Annotated in this window: 17 protein-coding genes; 14 read left to right on the top strand and 3 right to left on the bottom strand. The window is 48.6% G+C overall.

The genetic code is table 11. The features are described from left to right. Window positions 1-98: 98 nt before the first annotated feature. A complete protein-coding gene (locus tag FJQ58_RS09515) occupies window positions 99-1,013 on the top strand; it encodes a LysR family transcriptional regulator (RefSeq protein WP_162341404.1) in 915 nt (304 codons plus the stop codon). 41 nt (window positions 1,014-1,054) lie between these two features. Here the strand turns inward: FJQ58_RS09515 and FJQ58_RS09510 are convergent, their stop codons facing one another. Beyond that, the gene (locus FJQ58_RS09510) at window positions 1,055-1,819 is read right to left on the bottom strand and encodes an ABC transporter ATP-binding protein (protein ID WP_139992689.1); all 765 of its coding nucleotides are present in this window, start codon (window positions 1,817-1,819) and stop codon (window positions 1,055-1,057) included. 253 nt (window positions 1,820-2,072) lie between these two features. On the opposite strand from FJQ58_RS09510, the gene FJQ58_RS09505 reads away from it, so the two are divergent. Further along, window positions 2,073-2,348, top strand: a complete 276-nt coding sequence (locus FJQ58_RS09505; protein ID WP_139992687.1) for a hypothetical protein — start codon at window positions 2,073-2,075, stop codon at window positions 2,346-2,348. Between the two features lie 276 nt (window positions 2,349-2,624). After that, entirely contained in the window at window positions 2,625-3,623 is a 999-nt protein-coding gene (locus FJQ58_RS09500) for a glycoside hydrolase family 53 protein (protein ID WP_238403942.1), read from the top strand. Between the two features lie 68 nt (window positions 3,624-3,691). Here the strand turns inward: FJQ58_RS09500 and FJQ58_RS09495 are convergent, their stop codons facing one another. Beyond that, on the bottom strand, window positions 3,692-3,994 hold the full coding sequence (locus FJQ58_RS09495; RefSeq protein ID WP_139992683.1) for a hypothetical protein: 303 nt from the start codon (window positions 3,992-3,994) through the stop codon (window positions 3,692-3,694). A 158-nt stretch (window positions 3,995-4,152) separates the two neighbouring features. Beyond that, entirely contained in the window at window positions 4,153-4,374 is a 222-nt protein-coding gene (locus FJQ58_RS09490) for a hypothetical protein (RefSeq protein ID WP_139992681.1), read from the bottom strand. Between the two features lie 217 nt (window positions 4,375-4,591). On the opposite strand from FJQ58_RS09490, the gene FJQ58_RS09485 reads away from it, so the two are divergent. The 11 genes from FJQ58_RS09485 to FJQ58_RS09435 all read left to right on the top strand — a co-directional run bounded on the left by FJQ58_RS09485 (window position 4,592) and on the right by FJQ58_RS09435 (window position 23,468). Next, entirely contained in the window at window positions 4,592-6,409 is a 1,818-nt protein-coding gene (locus FJQ58_RS09485) for a cache domain-containing sensor histidine kinase (protein WP_139992679.1), read from the top strand. Further along, entirely contained in the window at window positions 6,402-7,922 is a 1,521-nt protein-coding gene (locus FJQ58_RS09480; RefSeq protein ID WP_139992677.1) for a response regulator transcription factor, read from the top strand. The genes FJQ58_RS09485 and FJQ58_RS09480 overlap by 8 nt, the downstream gene beginning before the upstream one ends. A 194-nt stretch (window positions 7,923-8,116) precedes the next feature. Continuing rightward, entirely contained in the window at window positions 8,117-9,583 is a 1,467-nt protein-coding gene (locus tag FJQ58_RS09475) for an ABC transporter substrate-binding protein (protein ID WP_139992675.1), read from the top strand. An 80-nt stretch (window positions 9,584-9,663) separates the two neighbouring features. Further along, the gene (locus tag FJQ58_RS09470) at window positions 9,664-10,602 is read left to right on the top strand and encodes an ABC transporter permease (RefSeq protein WP_238403930.1); all 939 of its coding nucleotides are present in this window, start codon (window positions 9,664-9,666) and stop codon (window positions 10,600-10,602) included. Between the two features lie 54 nt (window positions 10,603-10,656). Then, window positions 10,657-11,574, top strand: a complete 918-nt coding sequence (locus FJQ58_RS09465; protein WP_139992673.1) for a carbohydrate ABC transporter permease — start codon at window positions 10,657-10,659, stop codon at window positions 11,572-11,574. Between the two features lie 32 nt (window positions 11,575-11,606). Then, window positions 11,607-12,926, top strand: a complete 1,320-nt coding sequence (locus FJQ58_RS09460) for a glycoside hydrolase family 125 protein (protein WP_139992671.1) — start codon at window positions 11,607-11,609, stop codon at window positions 12,924-12,926. Continuing rightward, complete coding sequence (locus FJQ58_RS09455; protein WP_139992669.1) at window positions 12,923-16,057, top strand: alpha-amylase family protein; 3,135 nt, start codon at window positions 12,923-12,925, stop codon at window positions 16,055-16,057. The genes FJQ58_RS09460 and FJQ58_RS09455 overlap by 4 nt, the downstream gene beginning before the upstream one ends. A gap of 19 nt (window positions 16,058-16,076) precedes the next feature. Beyond that, a complete protein-coding gene (locus FJQ58_RS09450) occupies window positions 16,077-18,818 on the top strand; it encodes an alpha-mannosidase (protein ID WP_139992666.1) in 2,742 nt (913 codons plus the stop codon). 1,663 nt (window positions 18,819-20,481) lie between these two features. Further along, window positions 20,482-22,020, top strand: a complete 1,539-nt coding sequence (locus tag FJQ58_RS09445) for a spore germination protein (RefSeq protein WP_139992664.1) — start codon at window positions 20,482-20,484, stop codon at window positions 22,018-22,020. 28 nt (window positions 22,021-22,048) lie between these two features. Then, window positions 22,049-23,230: a Ger(x)C family spore germination protein gene (locus tag FJQ58_RS09440; protein WP_139992662.1), complete on the top strand. Its 1,182-nt coding sequence runs from the start codon at window positions 22,049-22,051 to the stop codon at window positions 23,228-23,230. Between the two features lie 25 nt (window positions 23,231-23,255). Further along, window positions 23,256-23,468 carry a hypothetical protein gene (locus tag FJQ58_RS09435; protein ID WP_139992660.1) on the top strand — a complete coding sequence of 71 codons (213 nt, stop codon included), beginning with the start codon at window positions 23,256-23,258 and terminating at the stop codon, window positions 23,466-23,468. The last annotated feature ends 21 nt before the right edge of the window (window positions 23,469-23,489 follow it).

Below are 23,489 nucleotides of genomic sequence, written 5' to 3'. Positions count from 1 at the left end.
TCTAAAGTAAGAACACTATACTATATCCGACTAAACAAGTATAATAACAATGAATAATGCTAGTATAACCAGGAGTTATGGGAAGTAGGTTATTTCAAATGAATATTGAACAAATAGAATATTTTGTAAACGTGGCAAGAACGGGCTCCATATCGGCCACTGCTGAAATCTCGCATATCTCTCAAGCCGGAATCAGCAAAGCCATTATGAAGCTGGAAAAGGAAGTTGGCTTTGAGCTGTTCCGCAGAACCAGGTATGGGACGCTGCTGACGGAGAGGGGAAAGGAACTGCTAGCTAAAGCGGAAGAGATTTTGTTGAAGCTGCAGGAGTTCAAGGATAAGGTATCCGGCCAGCAGGAACAAATCCATGGGGATATCCGTCTATCGGTCAGCCCTAATTTTATTGCCATTTTGCCGAAGGTTATCATGTCGTTCAAAGCGAATAATCCTTACGTCAAGCTGGAGATTTCCGAGAAGGACTCCGTCGAGATTTTGGAGGACATCCGCCATGACCGCAGCGATATGGGCTTGATCTATTTTCACCCCGAGCATACCGAGCAAACCAAGGACCTGTGGCTGACGACGATGGTTGAATCGAGATTAGTGGTGTGCGTAAATAGATCCTCGCTTCTAGCTGCAAGGAGCAGACTTGGCATACCGGATTTATTGGACCAGACCTTTGTAAGCGTGAATGGCAGCTTTTCCCGATTCTTCATGAAAAAAATGACGCTAAAATACGGTCCTGTGCAGGTTGTGTTTACATCTACAAATCAGGAAGTGCTAAAAAGAACGATTGCTGAAGGCGATGTAATCGGCATCTTTATGGAATTTAATCTTAGGAATGATCCGCTAATTCTAAGCGGAGACATCGTAGCAATTCCGTTAGAAGCCAAGGAGCTGGATCAGGATATTATTCCGCTGGGCTATGCCCACTCCAAGCGCAAGCATTTCTCTATCGCCCATCAGGAGCTTCTTAAATATTTGAAGTGGGAAATGGAGCGGCTCGGGCTATGAAATAAAAAACCGCCTCACCCTGTCGGGTGAAGCGGAGAAAGTTAAATGGAGTAGGCCGGTTCTGGTTGTTCCGATTCGCTCAATGCTTCCATGACTTGCTTGCGATACTCCAAGAATGTCGTGGAAGTATGGGAGCGGGGATGCTGCATAGAGATGGGAATGATCTTCTTCACTCTTCCTGGCTTTGACTGCATCACCACAATCCGGTCTGCGAGGAATATGGCTTCATCAATGTCATGTGTTACGAGCAGCATCGTTGTCTTGTTGCTGCGCCAAATATCGAGCAGCGCTTCTTGCATATGATTGCGCGTGAATGCGTCAAGGGCGCCAAAAGGCTCGTCCAGCAGCAGTACTTTGGGACTGCGGATGAGGGCACGCGCAATCGCTACCCGCTGGGACATCCCTCCGGACAATTGTTTGGGAAAAGACTTCTCGAACCCTCCGAGTTTGACTAGCTCGATCATTTCATCCACTGCTTTTCTCACCTTAGGATCCTTCAAGGACAAGTCTGCGGCAATGTTCTTCTCAACAGTCAGCCAAGGGAATAAGCGATGTTCCTGAAAAATAACGCCTCTTTCAATACTTGGCCCTGTTACGGAGTCATCGTCCAGCTTAACGGTGCCTTCGTAGTTGGTATCGAGACCGGCGACGACCTTGAGCAACGTGCTTTTGCCGCAGCCGCTGGGTCCGATAATAGCCACAAATTCATGGGGCTCCAGCTCCAGATTGACGTCATTTAGCGCATGAACATCTGTCCCCTGTGAGGAAAAAACTTTAGATACATGGTTGATTTTTACAGTAGCCATCTATGGAATCACCTCGAAGTGTTCTAGTTTTGAATAAAGGTACTGTATTTGTTTCTAAAAGTCAATGTAAGCTCGCTGCTGCCAAATTTATTCAAAACAACGATACAAGTAAACTTGCAATGAAGAAAACAAACGTCAACTTCTTCGCATAGTGAAATTTTTTCCAGCCATACACGGCATAAAAACCGTTCATAAGAGCACCCTAATGGTTGGTCAATCACGGACTATAATTATAATGATGGAGGCTCATGATATGGTTAATCGAAACCTGCAGCAAATCGCTGCCGATCTTCAAGAAAACGAACAGCTGCAGCTTGCCCAGCATGAAGTGCAAGAAGCGCATTTTCAACTGCAAGAAGAAAACCAAGAGCTGCTAGAAGCGGAGCAGGTGCTGCAATCGGAGATCCATCATGTATTGCAGGCGCAAGAGCAAGTGAAGAAAGAGCATCAAGATATTCAGCAAGCACAACAAAAGCTTCAAGAGGCCAAAGCGGCAGCAAATGCGTTGCAAAATAAGCCTCTTCAATAATGAACGGAAAACGGCGCTGCTGTCATGAACATGACAGCAGCGCCGTTTTTCTTATGCAGACAGATGATAGGCTTCAGGTGGGAAGCCCTAAACCGGTTGCAATAACATTGAAAATATTGGGATTACATCCTATATGATTACTTCGGTAAAATTTATAATAAAACCACACAAATGGAAACGTATACAAAATAATATTTACGATGGGCCAAACTAGTCTAAGGAGGCAAAACGATGTGGAAAAGAATTTGTTGTGTCGTACTCGCACTATTGCTGGTCATGAGTGTTTTTGGCGTGAATCAGGGTATTCCGTCAAAGGTAAGCGCAGCGCCGACATTCGCCAAAGGAGCGGATATCAGCTGGGTTCCTGGGATGGAGGCGCAGGGCTATAGCTGGAAAGACAAAAATGGCGTAACGAGAGACATTATTCAAATTTTAAAGCAGGATTACCAGATCAATTCTGTGCGCATTCGCGTTTTCGTTAATCCATCTTCGAGCTATGGCAATGGGTATATGAACAAGGAGCGGGCGGCGACGCTGGCGAAGCGGGCCAAGGATGCAGGCATGAGCGTAATGCTGACACTTCATTACAGCGACTCATGGGCCGATCCTGGCCAGCAGACGAAACCGGCTGCGTGGACTGGCTACACGTTTCAGCAGTTGATGGACGCTGTCTGGAATCACACTAGGGACGTTATGACTGCAATGCAAACCAAAGGCGTTACGCCGGATTGGGTGCAAATCGGCAACGAAACGAACGACGGAATGCTCTGGAATGACGGCAGGGCCTCGCTAAACATGCAAAACTATGCTTGGCTAATTAATACGGGCAACAACGCCGTGAAGTCGATCAGCACGGCTACCAAAACGATTGTCCATTTGGCGAACGGATACGATAATGGCTTATTTATCTGGAACATTGGCGGCCTGATCGCAAGCGGAGCAACTTTCGATATTATCGGCATGTCCTTATATCCTACCGCAACTGACTGGTCTAGCAAGGTTACGCAAACGATCAGCAACTCAAACAATATGATCACACGTTACGGAAAGCCAGTTATGATTACAGAAATCGGAATGGATTACAACCAGCCGGCTGCTGCCAAAAATTTTGTGACTGACATCAAAACGAAAGTGCGCAATATTTCTGGAGGAAAAGGGCTAGGCGTGTTTTATTGGGAGCCGCAGGCGACGCCTGGATATAATGGAGGCTATAACAAAGGAGCCTGGCAAGCGGATGGCAAGCCTACGATTGCACTTGAAGGGTTCTTGAATTAATAAATAACGACCAGAGGCAGGCTCATTCGAGCCTGCCTCTGGTCGTTTGGCGGTAAACCATCTAATGATTACCCTTTCGGCTGCTCCTTGGCTTGCTGCTGCCTAAGCTCGGCGTTTTTGGCCGTAAGCTGCTTGGTTAAAGCAAGCTGAGAAGCATCCAGTCGAGCTACTTCGTCATTCAGCTTTGTTATTTGTGTCATTTTGCTGCTTAAGTCCGTGGGCGAGGAGCTGAGTTTCACGCTTTTTTGCAGCTGTTTTATTTTGGCCAGCGCCTTATCCTTCTTGCTCTTGTCGGCGGCGCCTTGTTTTTGTAGGTCGGAGATTTCTCTCTTTAACCGGCTTATTATGGACGTTGTAAAGCTAATGGACATTCCAGCACCTCATAATCGTATAGTGTTGCTTTGCCCTATTTTACTATAGAATGGCGCTTTAAGCGAGAAAGAAAGGCCCGAAGGGCTGCACACCTTTGGCAAGGTACAGCCTTTCGGGCCTGGCGTTCATTGCGAACGATAAGTCGGCATAAGTTCGATTACTGATCCAAATGTTGCTGCTTCGGCTTTTTTGCTTTAGCCTTTAATGGGGTTCGGCCGATCATGCGGCCAAAAATTAAAAATAACGGCGAGGCTTCCAGCTCAACGAGATTGAGCATCTCCGCCCAGTTGAAAATAACGAGAAACGGCAGCAAACCAATTGCGAGTATACCGAATAGAAGTCCCACTGAAATATGGCGTACCATTTTACCAAGTGTCATGCTCTCATCTCCATCCCTTGCTGATTACCTCACTTCTCCATTATATGCCTTGCATGCCCCGTCATTCAACCACACCTCATTTCCGATAATGTATATAGACACCAACTCGGCAAGGCGCTGCCTACTTGTGTCCGCAAATCATCGTGGAGTATGATTAAACGTTGTAACGCAAATCATGTGTAGGGAAGTATCGATGCTTCACGGGAAGGAGTTTATTTTGAAGGGAAAAAGCTTGTACGACAACTATGTGAAAAATAATCTTTTCATGAAAATGATCCTGCTGTTCGCGTTGATTACAACGGTTACGATCGTTACGTTCTCCTATTTTATGTTTAATGTGATGTCGCAATCTATCGTGCGCAATGAGCTGGAAAATCAGAAAAAAGCGATGGAAAGCGTTAATAGCTATATGACACGCAAATACGAATCCGTGCAATCGATTATGCTTGACGTGTACCGGAATGAATCACTGTCGCTGCATCTCGCTTATTTCTTGCAGCACCCCTTTGAGGATTATATGAATTACCAACTCGACCAATATGCTGACGAGTCGAATGCGGACGTGCCGAAAGGGCTGGATTTTTTCGAAAATAAGCTCGACAGCGATACCGATATCGCAAATTTAATGCTGTACAGCTCGGAAAAACAGTTTTTGTTTGCCTATAAGCAGGGGCATGTGACCCGTTTGGTATCAACCAATGCCTCGCGCTCTTATATCCCGGATGCCATGGCGCTGGAGAATACGATGGTTTCGGTACCTAATGCATGGGTACGCAGCGCGATCAACCAGTATGAGCCGAAGCTGTTTTCCATGCGCGTGCCCATTAATGATAAAAACACGCTCAAAAATTTAGGGCAACTGCTCGTTTATTATAATTCGGACCGGATTAGGAATGCGCTTGATAGCTACAATGAACAATTAAAAGGCTATATCGTGGTGCTTGGTCCTTCGGGCGAAGTGCTGTTTGATTCCTCGGATCGCTATTATGGCGTTCGTTACCCCTATGCTGATAAAATAGACTCCTTGTATAATACTGCGATGTTGGAGGAGGAATCCTATGTCACGACGCTTACTCAAAATCAGGCGGGGTATTTGGTCGTTGGCGTAGCGCCAAAGTCGGAGGTTGCTGCTGCTTATCAGGGACTTAAGCGTACGATTATGATTATTAGCGCAGTATGCATCGTCATGGTGCTGCTCGTTCCGATTTTGGTCGTTAGCAATTTCGCGAAGCGAACCAACAAAATTATTCGCTTTATGCGCAAGGTCGAGAGCGGTGACTTGTCCGCGAGAATTTTAGATGACAAAGAGGACGAGCTCGGGCAAATATCGAGAAGCTTTAACGATATGCTGGACGAGCTGACCCGTCATATCGATCGTGTCTACAAAGCAGAAATCAAGCAAAAGCATACCGAGCTGGCTGCTCTGCAAGCTAGGGTGAATCCGCATTTTCTCTATAATACGCTTGAGGTCATCCGAATGCGGGCGGTCTCCCAGGGAGCGAGGGATGTTGGCGAAATGATTTATAGCCTGTCCGTTTTGTTCAAGAGCTTCGTGCAGCCAAAGGGAGAAAATACGCTCAAGGATGAGCTCGAAACGTCACGGCTCTATTTGGAATTGTTCCGGATTCGTTACAAAGACAAGCTGTCTTATGAAATTATTTGCGATGAAAGCCTAGCGGGCCGTAAAATTATGCGGATGGCGCTTCAGCCCATTATCGAAAATTACGTCGTTCACGGATTGCAGCCAAAAAGAGCGGATAACCGGATTGTAATTACCATTGAACAGCTTGAAGGCAGAGTTCGCATTCAGGCTGAGGATAACGGCATTGGCATTGAGCCGGAGCGGCTGGAATCGATTCGTGAAGCGATGGATTCCTTGGAGGAGACTGGTGAGTCCTTCGGTCTGAGAAGCGTTCATGAACGGCTGAAGCTGCTTTACGGGACGGAATACGGACTTGTCATCGAGAGCACGCCAGGCGTGGGAACAATTGTCACGCTTGAGTTCCCTGACATCGAGGAGGCAGTGCATGTATAGAGTTTTTGTAGTTGATGACGAGCCCTTCATCATTGAAGGGTTATACGATATTATCGATTGGTCGGCGTTTGGCCTTGAGATCGTGGGTTCTGCCGAGAATGGACAGGACGCGCTGGAAGCGCTTATGGGTTCGGCGGCTGATATTTTGCTGACGGATATATCAATGCCGATCATGAACGGCTTGACCTTGATCGGTGAAGCCCGAAAATTCCGGCCGGACTTAAAGGTCATTATTTTGAGCGGATACAATGATTTTGATTACATTAAGTCAGGCCTCAAGCTAGGCGTGGAAAATTATTTGCTCAAGCCTATTAACATTGACGAGCTGCAGGAGACATTGGCTAATACGATCGATAAGCTGAACACCACAAGGCCGGACCGTTTATTTAGCGATTATGATATTCGCATTCTTAGGGATAATATATTGTATCGCTGGCTAACGGGGAGAATTGCGCCAAATGAGCTGCTGGAGAGAACGGATATGCTGGACATTCAGCTCGATGCGCCCTATTTGGTGACAGCCGTCTTGCGGACGGAGAGTCAATTCGAGCCTTCTTACGAAGCTGCGCAGCGGCTTGCGATGCAGGATTCATCGATGCTCCCGTTTGTCGATATCGACGGTGATCTCGTTATTGTCTTTCTGCTGGAAGATCGAGCCGAAGGCAAAATAAAAGCAATGAGCCAGCTAGAAAATATGCAGAAAAGGCTAGCGCCAAGCCCGATGCGCATTTCGCTTGGAAGCGTTCAGGAAATGGGGGAGGGAGCTCCCTTAAGCTATTCGCATGCGAAGAAAGCGCAAGAGTATTTTTTGCTGCTCGATGAACCGGTGATCCTCGACTATGATTTGCTCTCTGAGAAGAACAGCATCGAGAATACAGCTGCCGAGCCGCTAGACTGGCCCGCGTATTCTAAGCTGATCAAGGCGAAGGAGCTGGATCAGCTGCAGGAGATGATTAATGCAGAGTTCGAGCGATACCAATCGCTTGAAGGCGTTACCCCCGCGTATATTCAAAGCATGGCCATCGAGCTGATGATTCGCTTTAAGATGGAGCTGAAGGAGATTAAGCAGGCGGACCAGCCCGAGCTGTACAAAGCTGGCTTCGTGCAAATCATGCAAGCCGAGACGATTGAAGGGCTAGCGGCAGTCGTAAAGGAAGCGGCCGCTTTAACCGTGGATTCGCTCATGCGCGATGTGAAGAGCCCGATCATTCAGCTGCTGCTTAATTACGTCCATGAAAACTATGCCCAGGCGCTCTCTTTGAAATCGCTCAGCCAGCAATATAATATTCATCCGGTCTATCTCGGGCATCTGTTCCAGAAGGAGACGGGCGAGACCTTTACCGAATACATCAACAAATACCGAATCGGCAAAGCGAAGGAAATGCTGAAGGAAACGCAGCTGAAGGTACAGGAAATCGCATTAAAGGTGGGATACTGGGAGACCGGTTATTTCTATAAACAATTCAAGAAATACGTTGGCATTTCGCCCACGGATTACAAAGGACTGCTCTAATGCAAGCTAGGGCAGTCTTTTTTTCTTTAATTTGTACACCATACCTTTAATTTGTTGCCTATTTGAAAATCGTTACATCCGGTATTTTTAAGTTAGCCCCAAAACGCTACGCGCGAGGGGCACAGAAATAAAGTAAGCGCATGCTTACGCATTCGGATTCTGCTTCGAAACACAACACGGGGAGGATTTACTTAATGATTAGAAAGAAACGCAGCTTTACGGTAGCCCTTTCGCTGCTGCTTGCCATGTCCATTGTGCTAAGCGCTTGCGGAGGCGGCAAAAACAACTCCGAAGGCACAGCCGAGAAACCGGTTGAGCTGATCTGGTACACCATTGGTACACCGCAAAAAGATGTAGACAAGGTCATGGCGGAAGTGAGCAAATATACAGCTGAGAAAATCGGCGTAACGGTAAAAATGAGCATGATCGACTGGGGTGACTATTCCCAAAAGCTTCAAGTGATGACGGCTTCAGGCGAAGCGGTTGACATTATGTTCACTTCATCATGGGCATTCGATTATGTTCAAAACGCTAGAAAAGGCGCATTCATGCAAATCGACGATTTGCTCAAAGAGCATGGACAAGGCATTGTTGATACTCTTGATCCTGCATTCTTGGAAGGCTCGAAGGTCGATGGCCACAACTACGGCATCCCGGCTAACAAAGAGCTTCCTGCTCAAGAGGTATGGCGTTTCAACAAGCAATACGTAGACAAGTACAAACTGGATACTTCTAACGTATACAGCTTGGAGAGCTTGGAGCCTTTGCTCAAAACGATCAAAGAAAACGAGCCAGATGTTTATCCGTTTGCTGTAGACAAAAACCAAATGCCTTACGTTCCTTACGATTACGTCATCGAGAAGCTGCCAATGGCGGTATCGCTTGACACAACGGATTACAAAATCGTTAACGTACTGGATACACCAGAAATGAAACAAATTTTGAACACGATGCACAAATACTACAAAGCAGGCTACATCCCAACAGAAGCCGCTACAATGGATTCGATGACAGACGTGCAAACGACTGGCAAATGGTTCGCGGACCGCGCAACTTCACAGCCTTTCGCGGACAACCTATGGTCGGCAAGCTACGGCTACCCGGTTGTATCCACGCCTGCAAGCGATGCAATGATTTACAACTGGTCGGTAATGGGCTCCATGCAAGCCATTTCGGCGAACTCGAAATACCCGGAGAAAGCAATGGAGTTCTTGAACCTGCTTAACACAGATCCTGTGCTTCGCAACATGGTTGACTCCGGAATCGAAGGCGTTCATTACAAGAAAGCTAGCGACAACGTGATGGAAAACCTAGACGAGTCGAAAAACTACGATATGCCAACGTTCTCGCTAGGAAATGTTATGCTTACGTACCTTAACACGACTGACCCTACGAACAAATGGGAAGAGTTCAAGAAGTTTAATGACGCAGGAAAGCCAGCTCCGCTTCTTGGCTTCAACTTCGATACTTCGAAGGTAACGACAGAAATCGCTTCCGTTCAAAACGTGAAGGAAGAATACTGGGCAGCTCTCATGACGGGTACAGTAGATCCTGAGACATACCTTGCCCGTGCTAACGACAAATTCAAGGCAGCCGGTTTGGATAAAATTATGGCTGAAGCGCAGCGCCAACTAGACGAGTGGAGAGCCGCGAACAAGTAAGAAAGCGGGAGGTATGAGGCGAATGCTCGGCATTCGATTCATACCTTCTCTCATTAAATTGACAGCAGAGAGGTGATCACGTGGGAGCCTTTGGGCGATTTTTCAAAAATATTAACAAAAATGCGGCAATGCTGATCATGGTACTGCCAGCGACGTTATGGTTCATCTTTTTCTCTTACTTGCCAATGGCGGGTATGGTTATCGCGTTTAAGGAATACCGGTACAGCAGAGACGGCTTTCTTGCGAGCATTATTGAAAGCAAGTGGGTCGGTTTGCAAAACTTCAAGTTTCTGTTCAGCACGAATGATGCTTATATCATTACCCGCAATACCGTAGTCTACAATATCTTCTTTATCGTGCTCGGCCTTGTCATTGCCGTTGCGATGGCGATCATGCTAGCCGAAATTACGAACAAACGATTGGCGAAGGTGTATCAGACAGGGATGTTCTTGCCTTACTTCCTATCTTGGGTAATCGTTGGTTATTTCGTATTCAGCTTCCTAAGCCTTGATCGCGGCGTTGTAAACCAAGTAGCAGGCTGGTTCGGCATCGATCCAGTGAACTGGTACTCCGATCCGACCTATTGGCCGATTATTATCGTCGTCGTGTTCCTCTGGAAATCAGTAGGCTATAACAGCGTGATCTACTTGGCCGCTATCATGGGGATCGACAAATCGCTTTACGAAGCAGCGATGATCGATGGCGCCAACAAATGGCAGCAAATTCGCAACATTACGATACCGATGCTGACACCGCTCATTACCATCTTGACGCTGCTTGCGATCGGCAAAATCTTTTACGCGGACTTTGGATTATTTTATCAGGTGCCTCGCGATTCGGGAACGCTCTACAGCGTCACGAACGTTATCGACACTTATGTATACCGGGGACTTAAATCAACCGGCGAGATCGGCATGAGTACGGCTGCAGGCTTGTACCAGTCACTCATTGGTTTTGTATTGGTTATTACATCGAACGGAATCGTTCGTAAATTCAACAAAGACAATGCATTGTTCTAGTCATCACGATCAGACAGCCAGACAAGCTAGCATTGCGAAGGGAGGAAAATCGTTGTGTCCGCTCAAACGACGAAAGGCCGTGATTTTCACAGGCTGACGACCGCTTGGAATATCGCTTTTCATGCCGTAGCCGGTATTTTTGCACTACTATGCGTATTTCCTTTTTTATTCGTTACGATTATTTCCTTTACGGACGAGACGACGCTGGCCCGAAACGGGTATCAGCTATTTCCGGAAAAATGGAGCGTAGAAGCTTACACCTATTTGTTCAAAGCCGGAGATCAACTGCTTCGCTCTTATGGAGTTACGATTATGGTTACCGTGATCGGTACGGTAATCGGCGTTGTTTTTACCGCGCTTTTCGCTTACGCGATCTCGCGCCACAGCTTTAAATACCGCAATTTCTTCGCCTTCTTTGCCTTCTTCACGATGCTGTTCAACGGCGGCCTTGTGCCGACGTATATTATTGTCACGCAGCTTCTGGGCCTTAAAGATTCCATCTGGGCGCTAATTTTGCCGCTTGCGGTCAACGCCTTCTACATTATGATTCTGCGCACGTTCTTCTCGACGATGGTGCCGGATGCGATTATTGAATCGGGCAAAATCGATGGCGCTGGCGAGTTCGGCATTTTCTTCAAGCTCGTGCTGCCATTATCGCTGCCAGGTCTTGCTACCATAGGTTTGTTCAGTACGCTTGGTTATTGGAACGATTGGTTCAACGCCTTGCTGTACATTAATACGCCGAATTTAGTGCCGCTTCAGTCGATGCTGATGCGGATTGAAAATAGTATGCAGTTTATTATGCAAAACTCGCAAAATGCTTCACTCAGTGTAGGCGTGCTGCAATCGATGCCGCAGGATACGTCGCGGATGGCGATGGTCGTGCTTGCGACTGGGCCAATTGTATTCGCATATCCGTTCTTCCAAAGATATTTCATTCAAGGCTTGACGGTTGGTGCCGTTAAGGAATAACGACGACTTATTGCTAAAGGAGCATATACGATATGGAGCAATTTAGATTACCGAAAATCCCGCTTCCGGAGCTGACGCTGCCGAATGCGGTTCAAGACGTGCTGAAGGAAGCGGAGCAGAAGCTTGCGCACCGCCCGAAGCTGCTGCAATTGTTCAAAAACTGTTTCCCGAACACGCTCGAAACAACAACGAAGCTGATGGATGATGGGACAACCTTTGTCATTACGGGCGACATTCCTGCGCTTTGGCTGCGCGATTCCGTGGAGCAGGTTATTCACTACGTTCCTTTTGCCAAAGAGGACAAGGATTTGCAGCGGATTATCGGCGGTCTGATCAAGCGCCATATCTCTTATATCCAAATCGATCCTTACGCGAATGCGTTTAATGAGTCGGCTAACGATTGGCACTGGAACACCACGGATGAGACGGAAATGTCGCCATGGGTATGGGAGCGCAAATTCGAGCTGGATTCCATTTGCTTCTCCATGCGCCTTGCGCATGCCTACTGGAAAGAGACAGAGCTGACCGATATTTTCGATTCCGGCTTTAAAGCAGCGATGCGCCAAATTGTTGAGCTATGGAAAACCGAGCAGCGCCACTTCGAGAAATCGCCTTATCGCTTCACTCGCGATAACGGCATTCCGACGGATTCCCTGCGCAATGACGGATTAGGAATGCCTGTGAACTACACTGGCATGATCTGGTCAGGCTTCCGCTCCAGCGACGATGCGTGTGATTTCCATTACAACGTACCGGCGAATATGTTTGCGGTAGTTACGCTGCGCCAAATGAGAGAAATCGCCGAGTGGGTTTTCCGTGACATGGACTTCGTGAAGGAGCTGAAGAAGCTTGAAGATGATGTCGATCACGGCATTCAGTTGTACGGCATTTATCAGCATCCGGAATTTGGCCCAATCTATGCGTACGAGACAGACGGCTTCGGCAACTATTGCCTGATGGATGATGCTGGTACGCCAGGCTTGATGTCGATTCCTTACCTTGGATACACGACTTCGGACGATCCGATTTATCAAAATACACGTAACTTTGCGCTAAGCAAGCATAATCCGTTCTATTATGAGGGCAAAGCAGCCAAAGGGATTGGCAGTCCGCATACGCCTCCAGGCTACATTTGGCATATGGCTTTGTCGATGCAGGGGCTAACAGCAACAAGCAAAGAAGAGAAGCTTGCGCTGATCGACATGCTTGAAGCAACGGACGGGGATACAGGCTACATGCATGAGGGCTTCCATTCGGATGATCCAGCCGTATTTACACGCAAATGGTTCGCTTGGTCGAACAGCTTGTTCTCGCAGCTTGTCTACAAGGCAATGAAGGATGACATTCTATGAGCATGAGCACCATTATTTTTTATGATTCTTCGTTTCCGATAGATGAACTGCTCAGCGCGGATGCGGAGGGGCAGCTTGTTCAGCAGGGCAACGTGGTCCGTGCGAGTGGACTTGCCAAGGCGCTCCGCGAGGCGAACGGCGGCAGCTTCGTGAATTTGCATGCTCCGTTCTTCCCGAAGGAGGCTTGGGGAGAGATACTGGCGTTCCTCAAACGTGGTGGCGGCCTTGTCAGCATTGGCGGCGCGCCGTTCAAGCGCCCGGTGTCGAAGAATGAAGCCGGAGTATGGGAGATCGAGAACGAGCAAACCGCTTACCACAGGGAGCTTCATATTCATGAGATTTTGCCGGTAAGCGGAGCGCCGATCAAAACATTGTCTGCTCATGCCGATCTTTCCTTGCTGCAAGGCAAAGAAGCAATGTTCAAGGTGTCTAGCACTTGGAACCTGGTGCCTCATGTGACAAAAAGCAGCGATTTGCCGCATCAGATGGGATCGGCCGGTCCGATGGACGCGCAGCTGTATCCGCTGCTGAAGGGCATTTCAGCGGATAGGCGCGAGGTAGCTGCTCCCGTGTTGCTATGGGAGAATATGAAAGGCTCGTTTGCGGGCGCACGCTGGCTGTTTGTCAACCTGCCGCTAACGGAATTATTCTGGCAGGCTGGCGGGGCGGATGAGCTTCGCCGCTGGGCGGATTATTGCGCGGAAGGCGTTACGGAGCTGTGGTTGAAGCCGAATTATGCTTCCTTCGAGCCGGGAGAGCGCGCCCTGTTGACGCTGCAGATGCAGCAGCTTGGCCGCAATGCGGATCAAGCGGCATCTGCTGCAAGTTGGAGCTTTACGATTGAAATCGAGCACGACAACGACAAGGAGCAGCGATGGACGAGCAGCTTGAAGCTGGATGCTTCGGCTAAGCAGCAGATCGTCCGTATTCCCGTTCCGCTTACGCTTGTGAGCGGCTACTACAAGGCAACTTGTAAAGCGGAATCGACGAGCGGCGAAGTTCGAATCCTTCGTCAAGGCTTCTGGGGCTTCGATGAGGGGCTGCTTGCGGAAGGCAGTCCGGTTACGAGCGAGCGGGATTATTTCGTGAAGGACGGTCGTCCGATGCCGGTTGTCGGCATGACTTACATGACTTCAGACGTCGCGCGCAAGTTCTTATTTTTGCCGAATGCAGCAGTCTGGGAGCGGGACATGGCCCAAATGCGCAAAGCGGGCATTAACTGGATTAGAACCGGCATATGGACGGCTTACCGCAATGTGATGCAGGTGGATGGGCATGCGTCGGAAGAGGTATTGCGCTCGATTGATGCGTTCCTGCTAACAGCGAAGCGCCATGATTTGCAGGTAACCTTCACGTTCTTCTCCTTTACGCCAGAGACGTGGGAAGGGCAGAACCCTTATCTCGATCCGCGCAGCGTCGAAGCGCAGAAACGGTACATTCGGGCGATTATCTCGCGCCACAAGCAATCGAAGCATGTGGACTGGGATTTGATCAATGAGCCCTCGATGTTCGATCCGCCGCGGATTTTCTCCGACGGCCCAAGATCAGCGCGCGATCCCTTCGAGAAAGCTGCTTATGCGGCATGGCTGGAGGAGCGCCACGGATCGGTGGAGCGGCTTCAGCAGCTATGGAACATGACGCCGGAGCAGTTGCCAAGCTTTGAAGCGGCGCTGCCGCCAGAGCCGGAAGAAATTAACTTTGACGTGCAGGATATGCATCAAGGCAAGAAGGGCACGCGCTGGCTCGATTATGCTCTTTTCTCGATGGACATGCATAACCGCTGGGCGAAGGAGCTCTACGAGGCAATCAAAGAAGAATGCCCGGACCATATGGTTACAGTCGGTCAGGACGAGGCGCTTGGCGCGCAAAGGCCTTCCCCATTCTTCTATGGAGAAGCGGTTGATTATACGACCGTGCATTCGTGGTGGCTGAACGATCATTTGGTCTGGGACAGCATATTTGCCAAGACGGCAGACAAGCCTAACCTTGTACAGGAAACGGGCATCATGTATGTCGAGACGCCTGAGGGCCGTGCAAAGCGTACGGAAGAAGAGCTTAGAAGCATGCTCGAGCGTAAGTACGCCTATGCTTTCGCTACTGGCGGGGCCGGTGCGGTCCAGTGGATATGGAATACGAATTTCTATATGGACAATGCGAATGAATCCCATATCGGCGCGCTCCGGGCCGATGGTACAGAGAAGCCGGAGGCAGACGTTTCTTATGATTTCGGAAGCTTTATGGCTGAGATCAGAGATTTGTTCACGGGCCGGGAGCTCGAAGACACGGTTGTGGTATTCCCTTACTCAAATGATTTCTCTAACCGGAAGCTTGCTTTCGATGCAACAACCAAAGCGACGCGCGTGCTCGCATACGAGCTGAACAAACCGTTCCGCGGCGTATCGGAATATCATCTGCATGAGCTGGAAGCGAATCCGGCTAAGCTTGTGATCGTACCGAGCGCCCATAACATAGATGATGCTGCATTTGACCGTTTGCTCGATTATACCGAGCAGTCGGGGGCAACGCTCCTTATTACGGGCCCGACGAGTCTGGATGCCTATTGGCGCCCCATAAATCGTCATTCCGAGCTGCTTGGAACGAGAGAGCTCGTCAATGTGCGCCGCGAGGAGCTGCTTCACATCGGCAATCGGATGCTGCCCGTCTCTTATAGCAACCGGCGGATTGCGCAGGTATGGAAAGAAGCGATGGCTGGCGCCGCTGAAGCGAATGCCGATCAGCTGATTGAGCTCAAGCATGGCAAGGGCCGGATTTTATGGTGTCCGCTGCCGGTAGAGCTAAATGACCGCATCGAGCCGATATCGGCTATTTACCAACATGCGCTTGCAACCGCTGGCTGCAGTGAAGAGCTGAAATGGGTAAAAGGTGGGCATTTCCCTGGCGTTTATGGACGCAAGCTGACCTTTGAAGGCGGCGCGCTGTTCACTTTCGTCTCCGAATTTAGCTTGGATGTGGAAATTGAAGTACAGGATCCAGTTACAGGCATTCGTTACGCCTTTATGCTGGAGAACGAACGCTCCGTATTATTTGCGGTGGATAGCAAGGGACAATTGTTGTCCGTATATCGGCCAGATCAGGTGGAAGTAACGGTACGGCCTTCTAACGACCACTAACAAGAAGAGGTGTACAACGATGACCCAAAAGAGAACCGCTCATATCATCTCGCATACCCACTGGGACCGCGAATGGTATTTACCATATGAGAAGCATCACGTCCTGCTCGTAAAATTGATGGATACGCTGCTTCATACACTCGATACCGATCCCAATTTCAAAAGCTTCTATTTGGATGGCCAGACCATCATTTTGGAAGATTATTTGCAGGTTCGTCCCGAAAACCGGGAGCGCCTGGAGCGTTACATTAAAGAGGGCCGCATTCCAATCGGGCCTTGGTATATATTGCAGGATGCGTTCCTGACCAGCAGCGAAGCGAATATTCGCAATCTGCAAATTGGCCATCAGGATGCGAGCCGTTACGGCACCATTGCGAAGGTTGGTTATTTCCCGGATACATTCGGAAATATCGGCCAAGCGCCGCAAATTTTGAAGCAAGCGGGCATTGATAATGCTGTGTTCGGCCGAGGCGTGAAGCCGACAGGCTTCAACAACACGGTTGCGGATTCGGATTATGAATCGTCCTTCTCCGAGCTGATCTGGGAAGGCCCGGATGGCTCGCGCGTGCTCGGCGTATTGTTCGCCAACTGGTACTGCAACGGAATGGAAGTGCCGACGGAAGAAGCGGCTGCCAAGGAATATTGGGAGCGCAAGCTTGCCGAGGCAGAGAAATACGCGGCTACCGGCCAGCTGCTGTTTATGAATGGCTGCGATCATCAGCCGATCCAGCAGGATTTGTCCGAGGCGCTTGATACGGCAAGACGTTTATTCCCGGATACGGAATTTGTACATTCCAATTTCAAGGATTATTTGGCTTCGGTCAATGATTCGCTAACTCGAGAGCTTTCCGTCGTAAAAGGCGAGCTTCGCAGCCAGCGGACGGACGGCTGGTCAACACTGGTGAATACGGCTTCTGCGCGCGTATACTTGAAGCAAATGAATCAGCTTGGCCAAGCGATGCTGGAGAAGGTAGCCGAGCCGCTGGCTTCCCTTGCTTATTCCCTTGGTCATGAGTATCCGCATCATCTGTTTACGTATGCTTGGAAAACGCTAATGCAGAACCATCCGCATGACAGCATTTGCGGCTGCAGCGTGGACGAGGTTCACCGCGAGATGGTGACTCGCTTCGATAAGAGTCGCCATATCGCAGAAGCAATTATTGATGAGAGCAAAACAGCCATTGCGGCTGCGGTGGATACTACTGTGTTCGAGCAATACGGCAGAGATGCCCTTCCGTTTGTCGTTTACAATACGACTGGGTGGAAGCGCAGCGGCGTAATCGAAGTCGAGCTGGATGTGGCTCGGATCTATTTCCGTGACGGCTTTACGCTGAATGAAATGAATCAGAAAATGTATGGCATTGATGTAACCGGCAGAACGCTCGTCGACCGCAACGGTTCGGCGATTGCTCACTCGGTTCATGATATGGGACTACATTTCGGTTATGACCTGCCGGATGACAAGTTCCGCCAGCCTTATATGAGCCGCAGAGTTCGCTTGTCGTTCGAAGCAGAGCAGGTAGCAGCACTCGGTCTGGCGTCATTCGCTTGGGTTCTTGATGCGAAAACGGCTGCCCAGCCGCAAGCTTCGCTCGTGGCGGGAGCACATGCGCTTGAGAATGAATGGCTGCGCGTTGACCTCGCAGAGGATGGCTCTTTCCAGCTCACGGATAAACGCACGGGCCAAGTGTATCGCGACCTAGGCATATATGAAAACACCGGTGATATCGGGAATGAATATATGTACAAGCAGCCTACAGGCGAGCAGGCCTTAACGACGAAAGGCGTGCCGGCAAGCATTCGTCTGAAAGAGGACAATGCGTACCATGCAGTGTTCGAGATCGTGCACGAATGGGCGGTGCCAGCTTCGGCTGATGAGTATTTTGAAGTAGAGAAGCGCGAGGCGGTATATTTCCCTGAGCGTAAATCGCAGCGTACGGAGCAAACGGTTCCGCTGACGATCCGTACTGAAATTGGACTCAGCCGTGATGGGCAAGGCGTAGAATGGAAATCCTTCTTCAATAACCAAGCGAAGGATCACCGCGTACGCGTCCTGTTCCCAACGGATTTGGCTGCAAACGTGCATCATGCGGATTCGATCTTCGAAATTGCTCAGCGTGATAACGAACCGGCAGCAGAATGGATCAACCCAAGCAACGCGCAGCATCAGCAGGCTTTTGTTGATGTGAGCGGCGAGCAAGCGGGGATGACGGTAGCAAACCTCGGCTTGAACGAATATGAAGTATTGCGTGATGGGCGCAACACGATTGCGGTTACGCTGCTTCGTGCCGTAGCAGAGCTTGGCGACTGGGGCGTATTCCCTACTCCGGAAGCGCAATGCCTAGGCGAGCAAAGCTTTAGCCTGTTAATTCTTCCGCATAGCGGTGATGGAGTTGAATCCGGTGCTTATGCATCGGCATACCAGTTCCAAGTGCCTTGGACGGTTGTACAAACCGGCATTCATGAGGGCAAGCTGGCTTCCGCAGGCTCCCTATTCAACTGGGAAGGCAGCAGCCTAGCCTTCTCCTCCTTGAAGGTGAATGAGCAATCAGGCGACTTCCTTCTTCGCTGGTACAACATGAAGCCAGCAGCATCGGAGCTTAAGCTCTTGGCTGGCGAGGCTGCACCGTCACTTGGACAGGCATATCGGAGTGATGTGCTCGAGCAGCAGGGCGACGGTCTTGCTCCAGCAGGTGAGTCACATTACCAAGTTCCAGTTGGCGCTTGCGAGATTTTGACAGTTGGTGTGAAACGTTCATAATTTTTCATAGAGAGGGCTGCATGAGCGAGACATTTGTCTTGCTTGTGCAGCTCTTTTTTTGCTTTGTTTTTTAATTGTTTTAAGGTCAAGCGCTGGCTGTAAACGGAGGGAAGTGAATGGCTGAGCAGCCGTTAATCGATTTTGTTTTTTTTGATTGTTTCAAGAACAAGCGCAGGATTCAAGCGGAGAGGGAGCGCGGAGCAATCATTAATCGATCTGGAATATGACGTTAGGTTCACTGCACGAGGAGATCCTGCTTTAGAGTAACTTTTGGAGCTGGTTTTTTTGATTGTGCAGACATTTAACGGAACAATCTAACGATAATTGTGCCAGACATCTGAAGTGACAAACTGACAATAAATGTACTAGGTATCTAACTTCACAATCTTACTGTGAAGGCGAACACTTCGTTTCCCCCAATTTCCTCCAACCGTTTTTCTCGCATCACAGTAACATCATCTCTTAGGCTCAGCTAATCTAGTGTTTCAATAACTTACATAAGGCGTTTTGGTTCATCTGTTGAGTTATTTACAATGGAGTTTACTCCACTAATATATAGTAATTTTTTGCGGCATGTGAGATAGAAATAACGAAATGTAATGAGCGAAATTCCTACGTTTTATTGGGTGAAATGAGAGTGGTTATGATTAGCTGGATTTCCTTCGTTCATCTAACATTGTTTTGTGGGATATAAAAATGTTAAGTGGTTATTGAAATAAGCGCCTTTCGCCCGTTAAGAGTGATTAGAGAGTGGTTACAATTTAACTGGAATTTCTCCCGCTAAAATAACGATATTCCTTGGACAGATGAAATAACTGGATTTTCTCCTGTTAATTCAAGCATTTTAGATTATTTTCATTATATAATCTCGAATTATAGGGAGAAAATCCATCTAAATGCCTCAGAAGCCTAAATTTCTTAGAAATAGAGGGATAAATTCCCGCTAAATCGAATGGAGAGCTGTCATAAACAACAATGTTGCCTGATCAGACGCATGCATAGGGTGGACAAAGAAAACAGCGGGGAACAAGGATCTTTTTCATAAGATGTCATTAAGCCGATGAAATGCATGATATAGAAATCAAAGAACCCAAAGAACCCAAAGAACCCAAAGAACCCAAAGAACCCAAAGAACCCAAAGAACCCAAAGAACCCAAAGAACCCAAAAGTTACAACAAAGCAAATACGAAGAATTAGAATGGTGTTGTAGCTGCAATTCAGCGGATGCAAATTTGGGCTACCAAAAAGTTAATGGCACTATGTAAGTTAAACGAAAGAAATGAAGGAAGTTTAAGCAGCGTTAGGAGATCATTCTGGAGAAACGAAGAGTTTGCCTTTATAGCTGGAAGCTTCCCTTTACATTTCATAGTCAATCAAAGAATCTGGTTACAACCGCGATCCCAAAGAATGGTCTACTCGCAAAGCGATCTAAACGAAAAAATTAAATTCAACTTATAGGGGTAATCCAATTTAAAATGCGATGTTATAGGGACTGCAATTGTAATCTCTATATGGAAAATTGAACGGGGAGGAGCTGACACAGAAGGAATAATTCCTTCCGAGCCAGCTCTTTTTGTTATGGCTTCCGCTATGTCACAAGGGTTTAACCGCAAACTTCGATGGTGATAATGGAAAGAGACAATGGAACCGGAGACGATCACCTATGACCAAGCCTATTGAGCATGCATCCGATGGAACGAATCAGCCTATATCGACGGATGTTCTTCTATCTGCGGACATCGAACAAAATATAAATACGATTTTAAAGGATTTGGGCGGCAGCGACGATGTCATCATTCGTCAGATCCGAAGCGTTGGAAGCACAGCTCTGGCAGCGGCTGTTGTTTATATCGATGGGATGTCGGATGCGGCTATTATCAATACTTTTATTTTTGATGTTCTAATGCGCTCCATGCATCACGCGTCGGATTATTCCGAGCACGAAGCAGCGCCAGAGGAGCTGGCTGAAAAGCTGTTATCGGGCATAGGCTCGATTCGCAGCGTTCATGAAATGGGAAAACTTTATCAGTCCTTGTTATCCGGTGAAGCCATCATTCTCTTGAATGGGAGCGATCATGCTTATCGTGCTGATATTCGTCAGTGGAAGGGTCGCGATGTAACTGAATCCACCAACCAGACCTCGGTTCGGGGTCCAAGGGAGAGCTTTACCGAAACGCTGCGTGTGAACACCTCGCTAGTGCGCAGGAAAATCAAGGACCCGCGGCTCTGGCTGGAGACCATCGCCATTGGACGTATTACGAAGACCGATGTGACCATGATGTATTTGAACGGCATAGCGAAACCTTCCGTCATAAATGAGGTCCGCTCGCGATTGAATGCTATCGATATCGATGGCGTACTGGAAGGCGGATATATCGAGGAGCAAATTGAGGACGCCAAATATTCGGTTTTTCCTACGGTATTCAACACGGAACTTCCAGACAATGTTGCATCGCAGCTGCTGGAGGGGAAAGTAGCGATATTAGTGGATGGCACGCCAAACGCTCTTGTTGTTCCGACGCAATTCGTTAGCTTCGTGCAATCGAACGAGGACTATTACCAGAGGGCCGTCTATGCGAGCTTGCTCCGCATTTTAAGATTTATTAGCGGCTTTATTTCACTGTTGCTCCCCTCTTTGTATATCGCGATTACGACTTTTCACCGTGACATGCTGCCAACGTCCTTGTTAATCAGTCTTGCTGCCCAGCGGGAGGGAGTACCGTTCCCTGCCTTTATTGAAGCGGTGGCGATGGAGGTAACCTTTGAGATATTAAGGGAAGCGGGGCTTCGCATGCCCCGAGCCATCGGCCAAGCCGTTTCGGTTGTTGGGACACTTGTCATCGGACAAGCTGCTGTCGAAGCGGGAATCGTATCCGCGGCCATGGTTATTGTCGTTTCGGTAACGGCAATTGCAACCTTTACTGTGCCTGCCTACAGCATGTCCATTCCAGTACGTATCCTTCGCTTTGCATTCATGGGATTGGCGGCTAGCTTTGGGTTGTTCGGCATCATAATGGGATTGTTTACTTTATTGCTTCATCTATGCTCACTCCGCTCCTTTGGGGAGCCGTATATGGCGCCCCTCAGTCCTTTTATTGCAACTGAGCAGGAGGATGCCCTAATCCGGATGCCGAGGTGGCTTTATTTCAAACGGCCAAGCAGTTCGCAAAAAAGCAACCGCAACCGACAGCAAAAGAGCTAGATGGAAAGCGGGAAAGGAGCGGTACGGGATGCTGCAAAAAGCGATAATGATCACCTTATGCATGCTGCTTCTTACGGGCTGCTGGAGCAGACGCGAGCTCAATGAGCTGTTAATCGTGCTCGGCGTTGCGGTGGATTGGGAGGATGGCGAATATTTGGTTTCCTTTCAGGTGGTTAACCCGAGCGAGATTTCCGCCCAGCAGCGAGGTGGAGACCGTCCGCCGGGGACGCTCTATCAAGGCCGAGGCAAAACGATGTTTGAAGCCGCACGTTTCTTAACAGCGGAAGCGCCACGGAAGGTGTACATTGGCCATATGCAAATTTTTATTATCGGAGAAAAGCTGGCGAGGATGGGCATCTCCTCGTTTCTAGATAATACGCTGCGCGATAATGAAGCACGTATGGATTTTAATGTCGTTGTCGCAAAGGGAATGAAGGCCGAGGATATTTTGAAAATTTTCACGCCTATGGAGAAGCTGCCTACTCAAAATATGCTCCGTTCCCTGCAAACCTCCGAGCGTTCTTGGGCACCGACGGTTTCAGTGACGATGGACGATATAATTGACTTTTTATCCGAGGATGGGAGGGAGCTCGCGCTCACGGGCATTCAGGTAATTGGCGATCAGCAATTAGCGGAAAAAAAGCAAAACGTGGAAACCTTTCTTCCAAGCAGCCACTTCCGCTATACGGGAATCGCGGCTTTTAAAGACGACAAGCTCATCGGCTGGCTTAATGAAAAGGAAAGCAAGGGCTTTACGGATATAACGAATAAATTGGACAGTACGTCCGTCGAGCTGCGATGCAGCGGGAACTTATATATGGGAATCGAGATTACCTCTTCAAACTCGCGTATTGAAATGAAAGTGAAGGATGGAATGCCGGAGGCGCATATCTATTTTCAGACGGAAGCCAATGTAGTTGACCGTTCCTGCAAAGATGTGGATCTCTCCGATCCAGCTGCCATCCAAACATTAGAGCATCGGGTCGAGAAGGTGATGAAAAGCAATGCGGAAGCTTCCGTAAAACGGGCGAAAAGCTTAAAGTCCGATATTTTCGGATTGGGCAGCGCGGTTGAAAGGCAGCATCCTGCCCTATGGAAAAATCTCCGAACTCATTGGGATGAGGATGGGTTTCAGACGTTGAAGCTTCATTACCATATTAAAGTGAATATTCGCAAGATAGGGACAATAGGCAATTCAACCATGAAATAATGGATCAAATGAGGAGGCTGAAGCGTTGTCATCCTTTATTGGTGTCATAGCCGTAGCCGTCTGCGTTGCTTGCTGGGAGCTGCCGGGACTGATCAAGCGAAAAAGAAGGAAGGAAATTTTCCTATTCATCGCTCTGCTTCTTATCGGTACGGGGCTGTACGGAGCGCTGACCTTGCATGCCAAAATACCGAATCCTTTTCTCCTGATCAAAGCCGTTTTTGATCCAATCATGTCTTGAATCGTGCGTTAGGGTTAGGGG

The sequence above is a fragment of the Paenibacillus paridis genome (assembly GCF_006345825.1).
In the GTDB taxonomy this organism is placed as follows: Bacteria; Bacillota; Bacilli; order Paenibacillales; family Paenibacillaceae; genus Pristimantibacillus; species Pristimantibacillus paridis.
The sequence above is the reverse complement of the archived record's forward strand: the minus strand, read 5'-3'. Positions and strand labels throughout refer to the sequence as shown.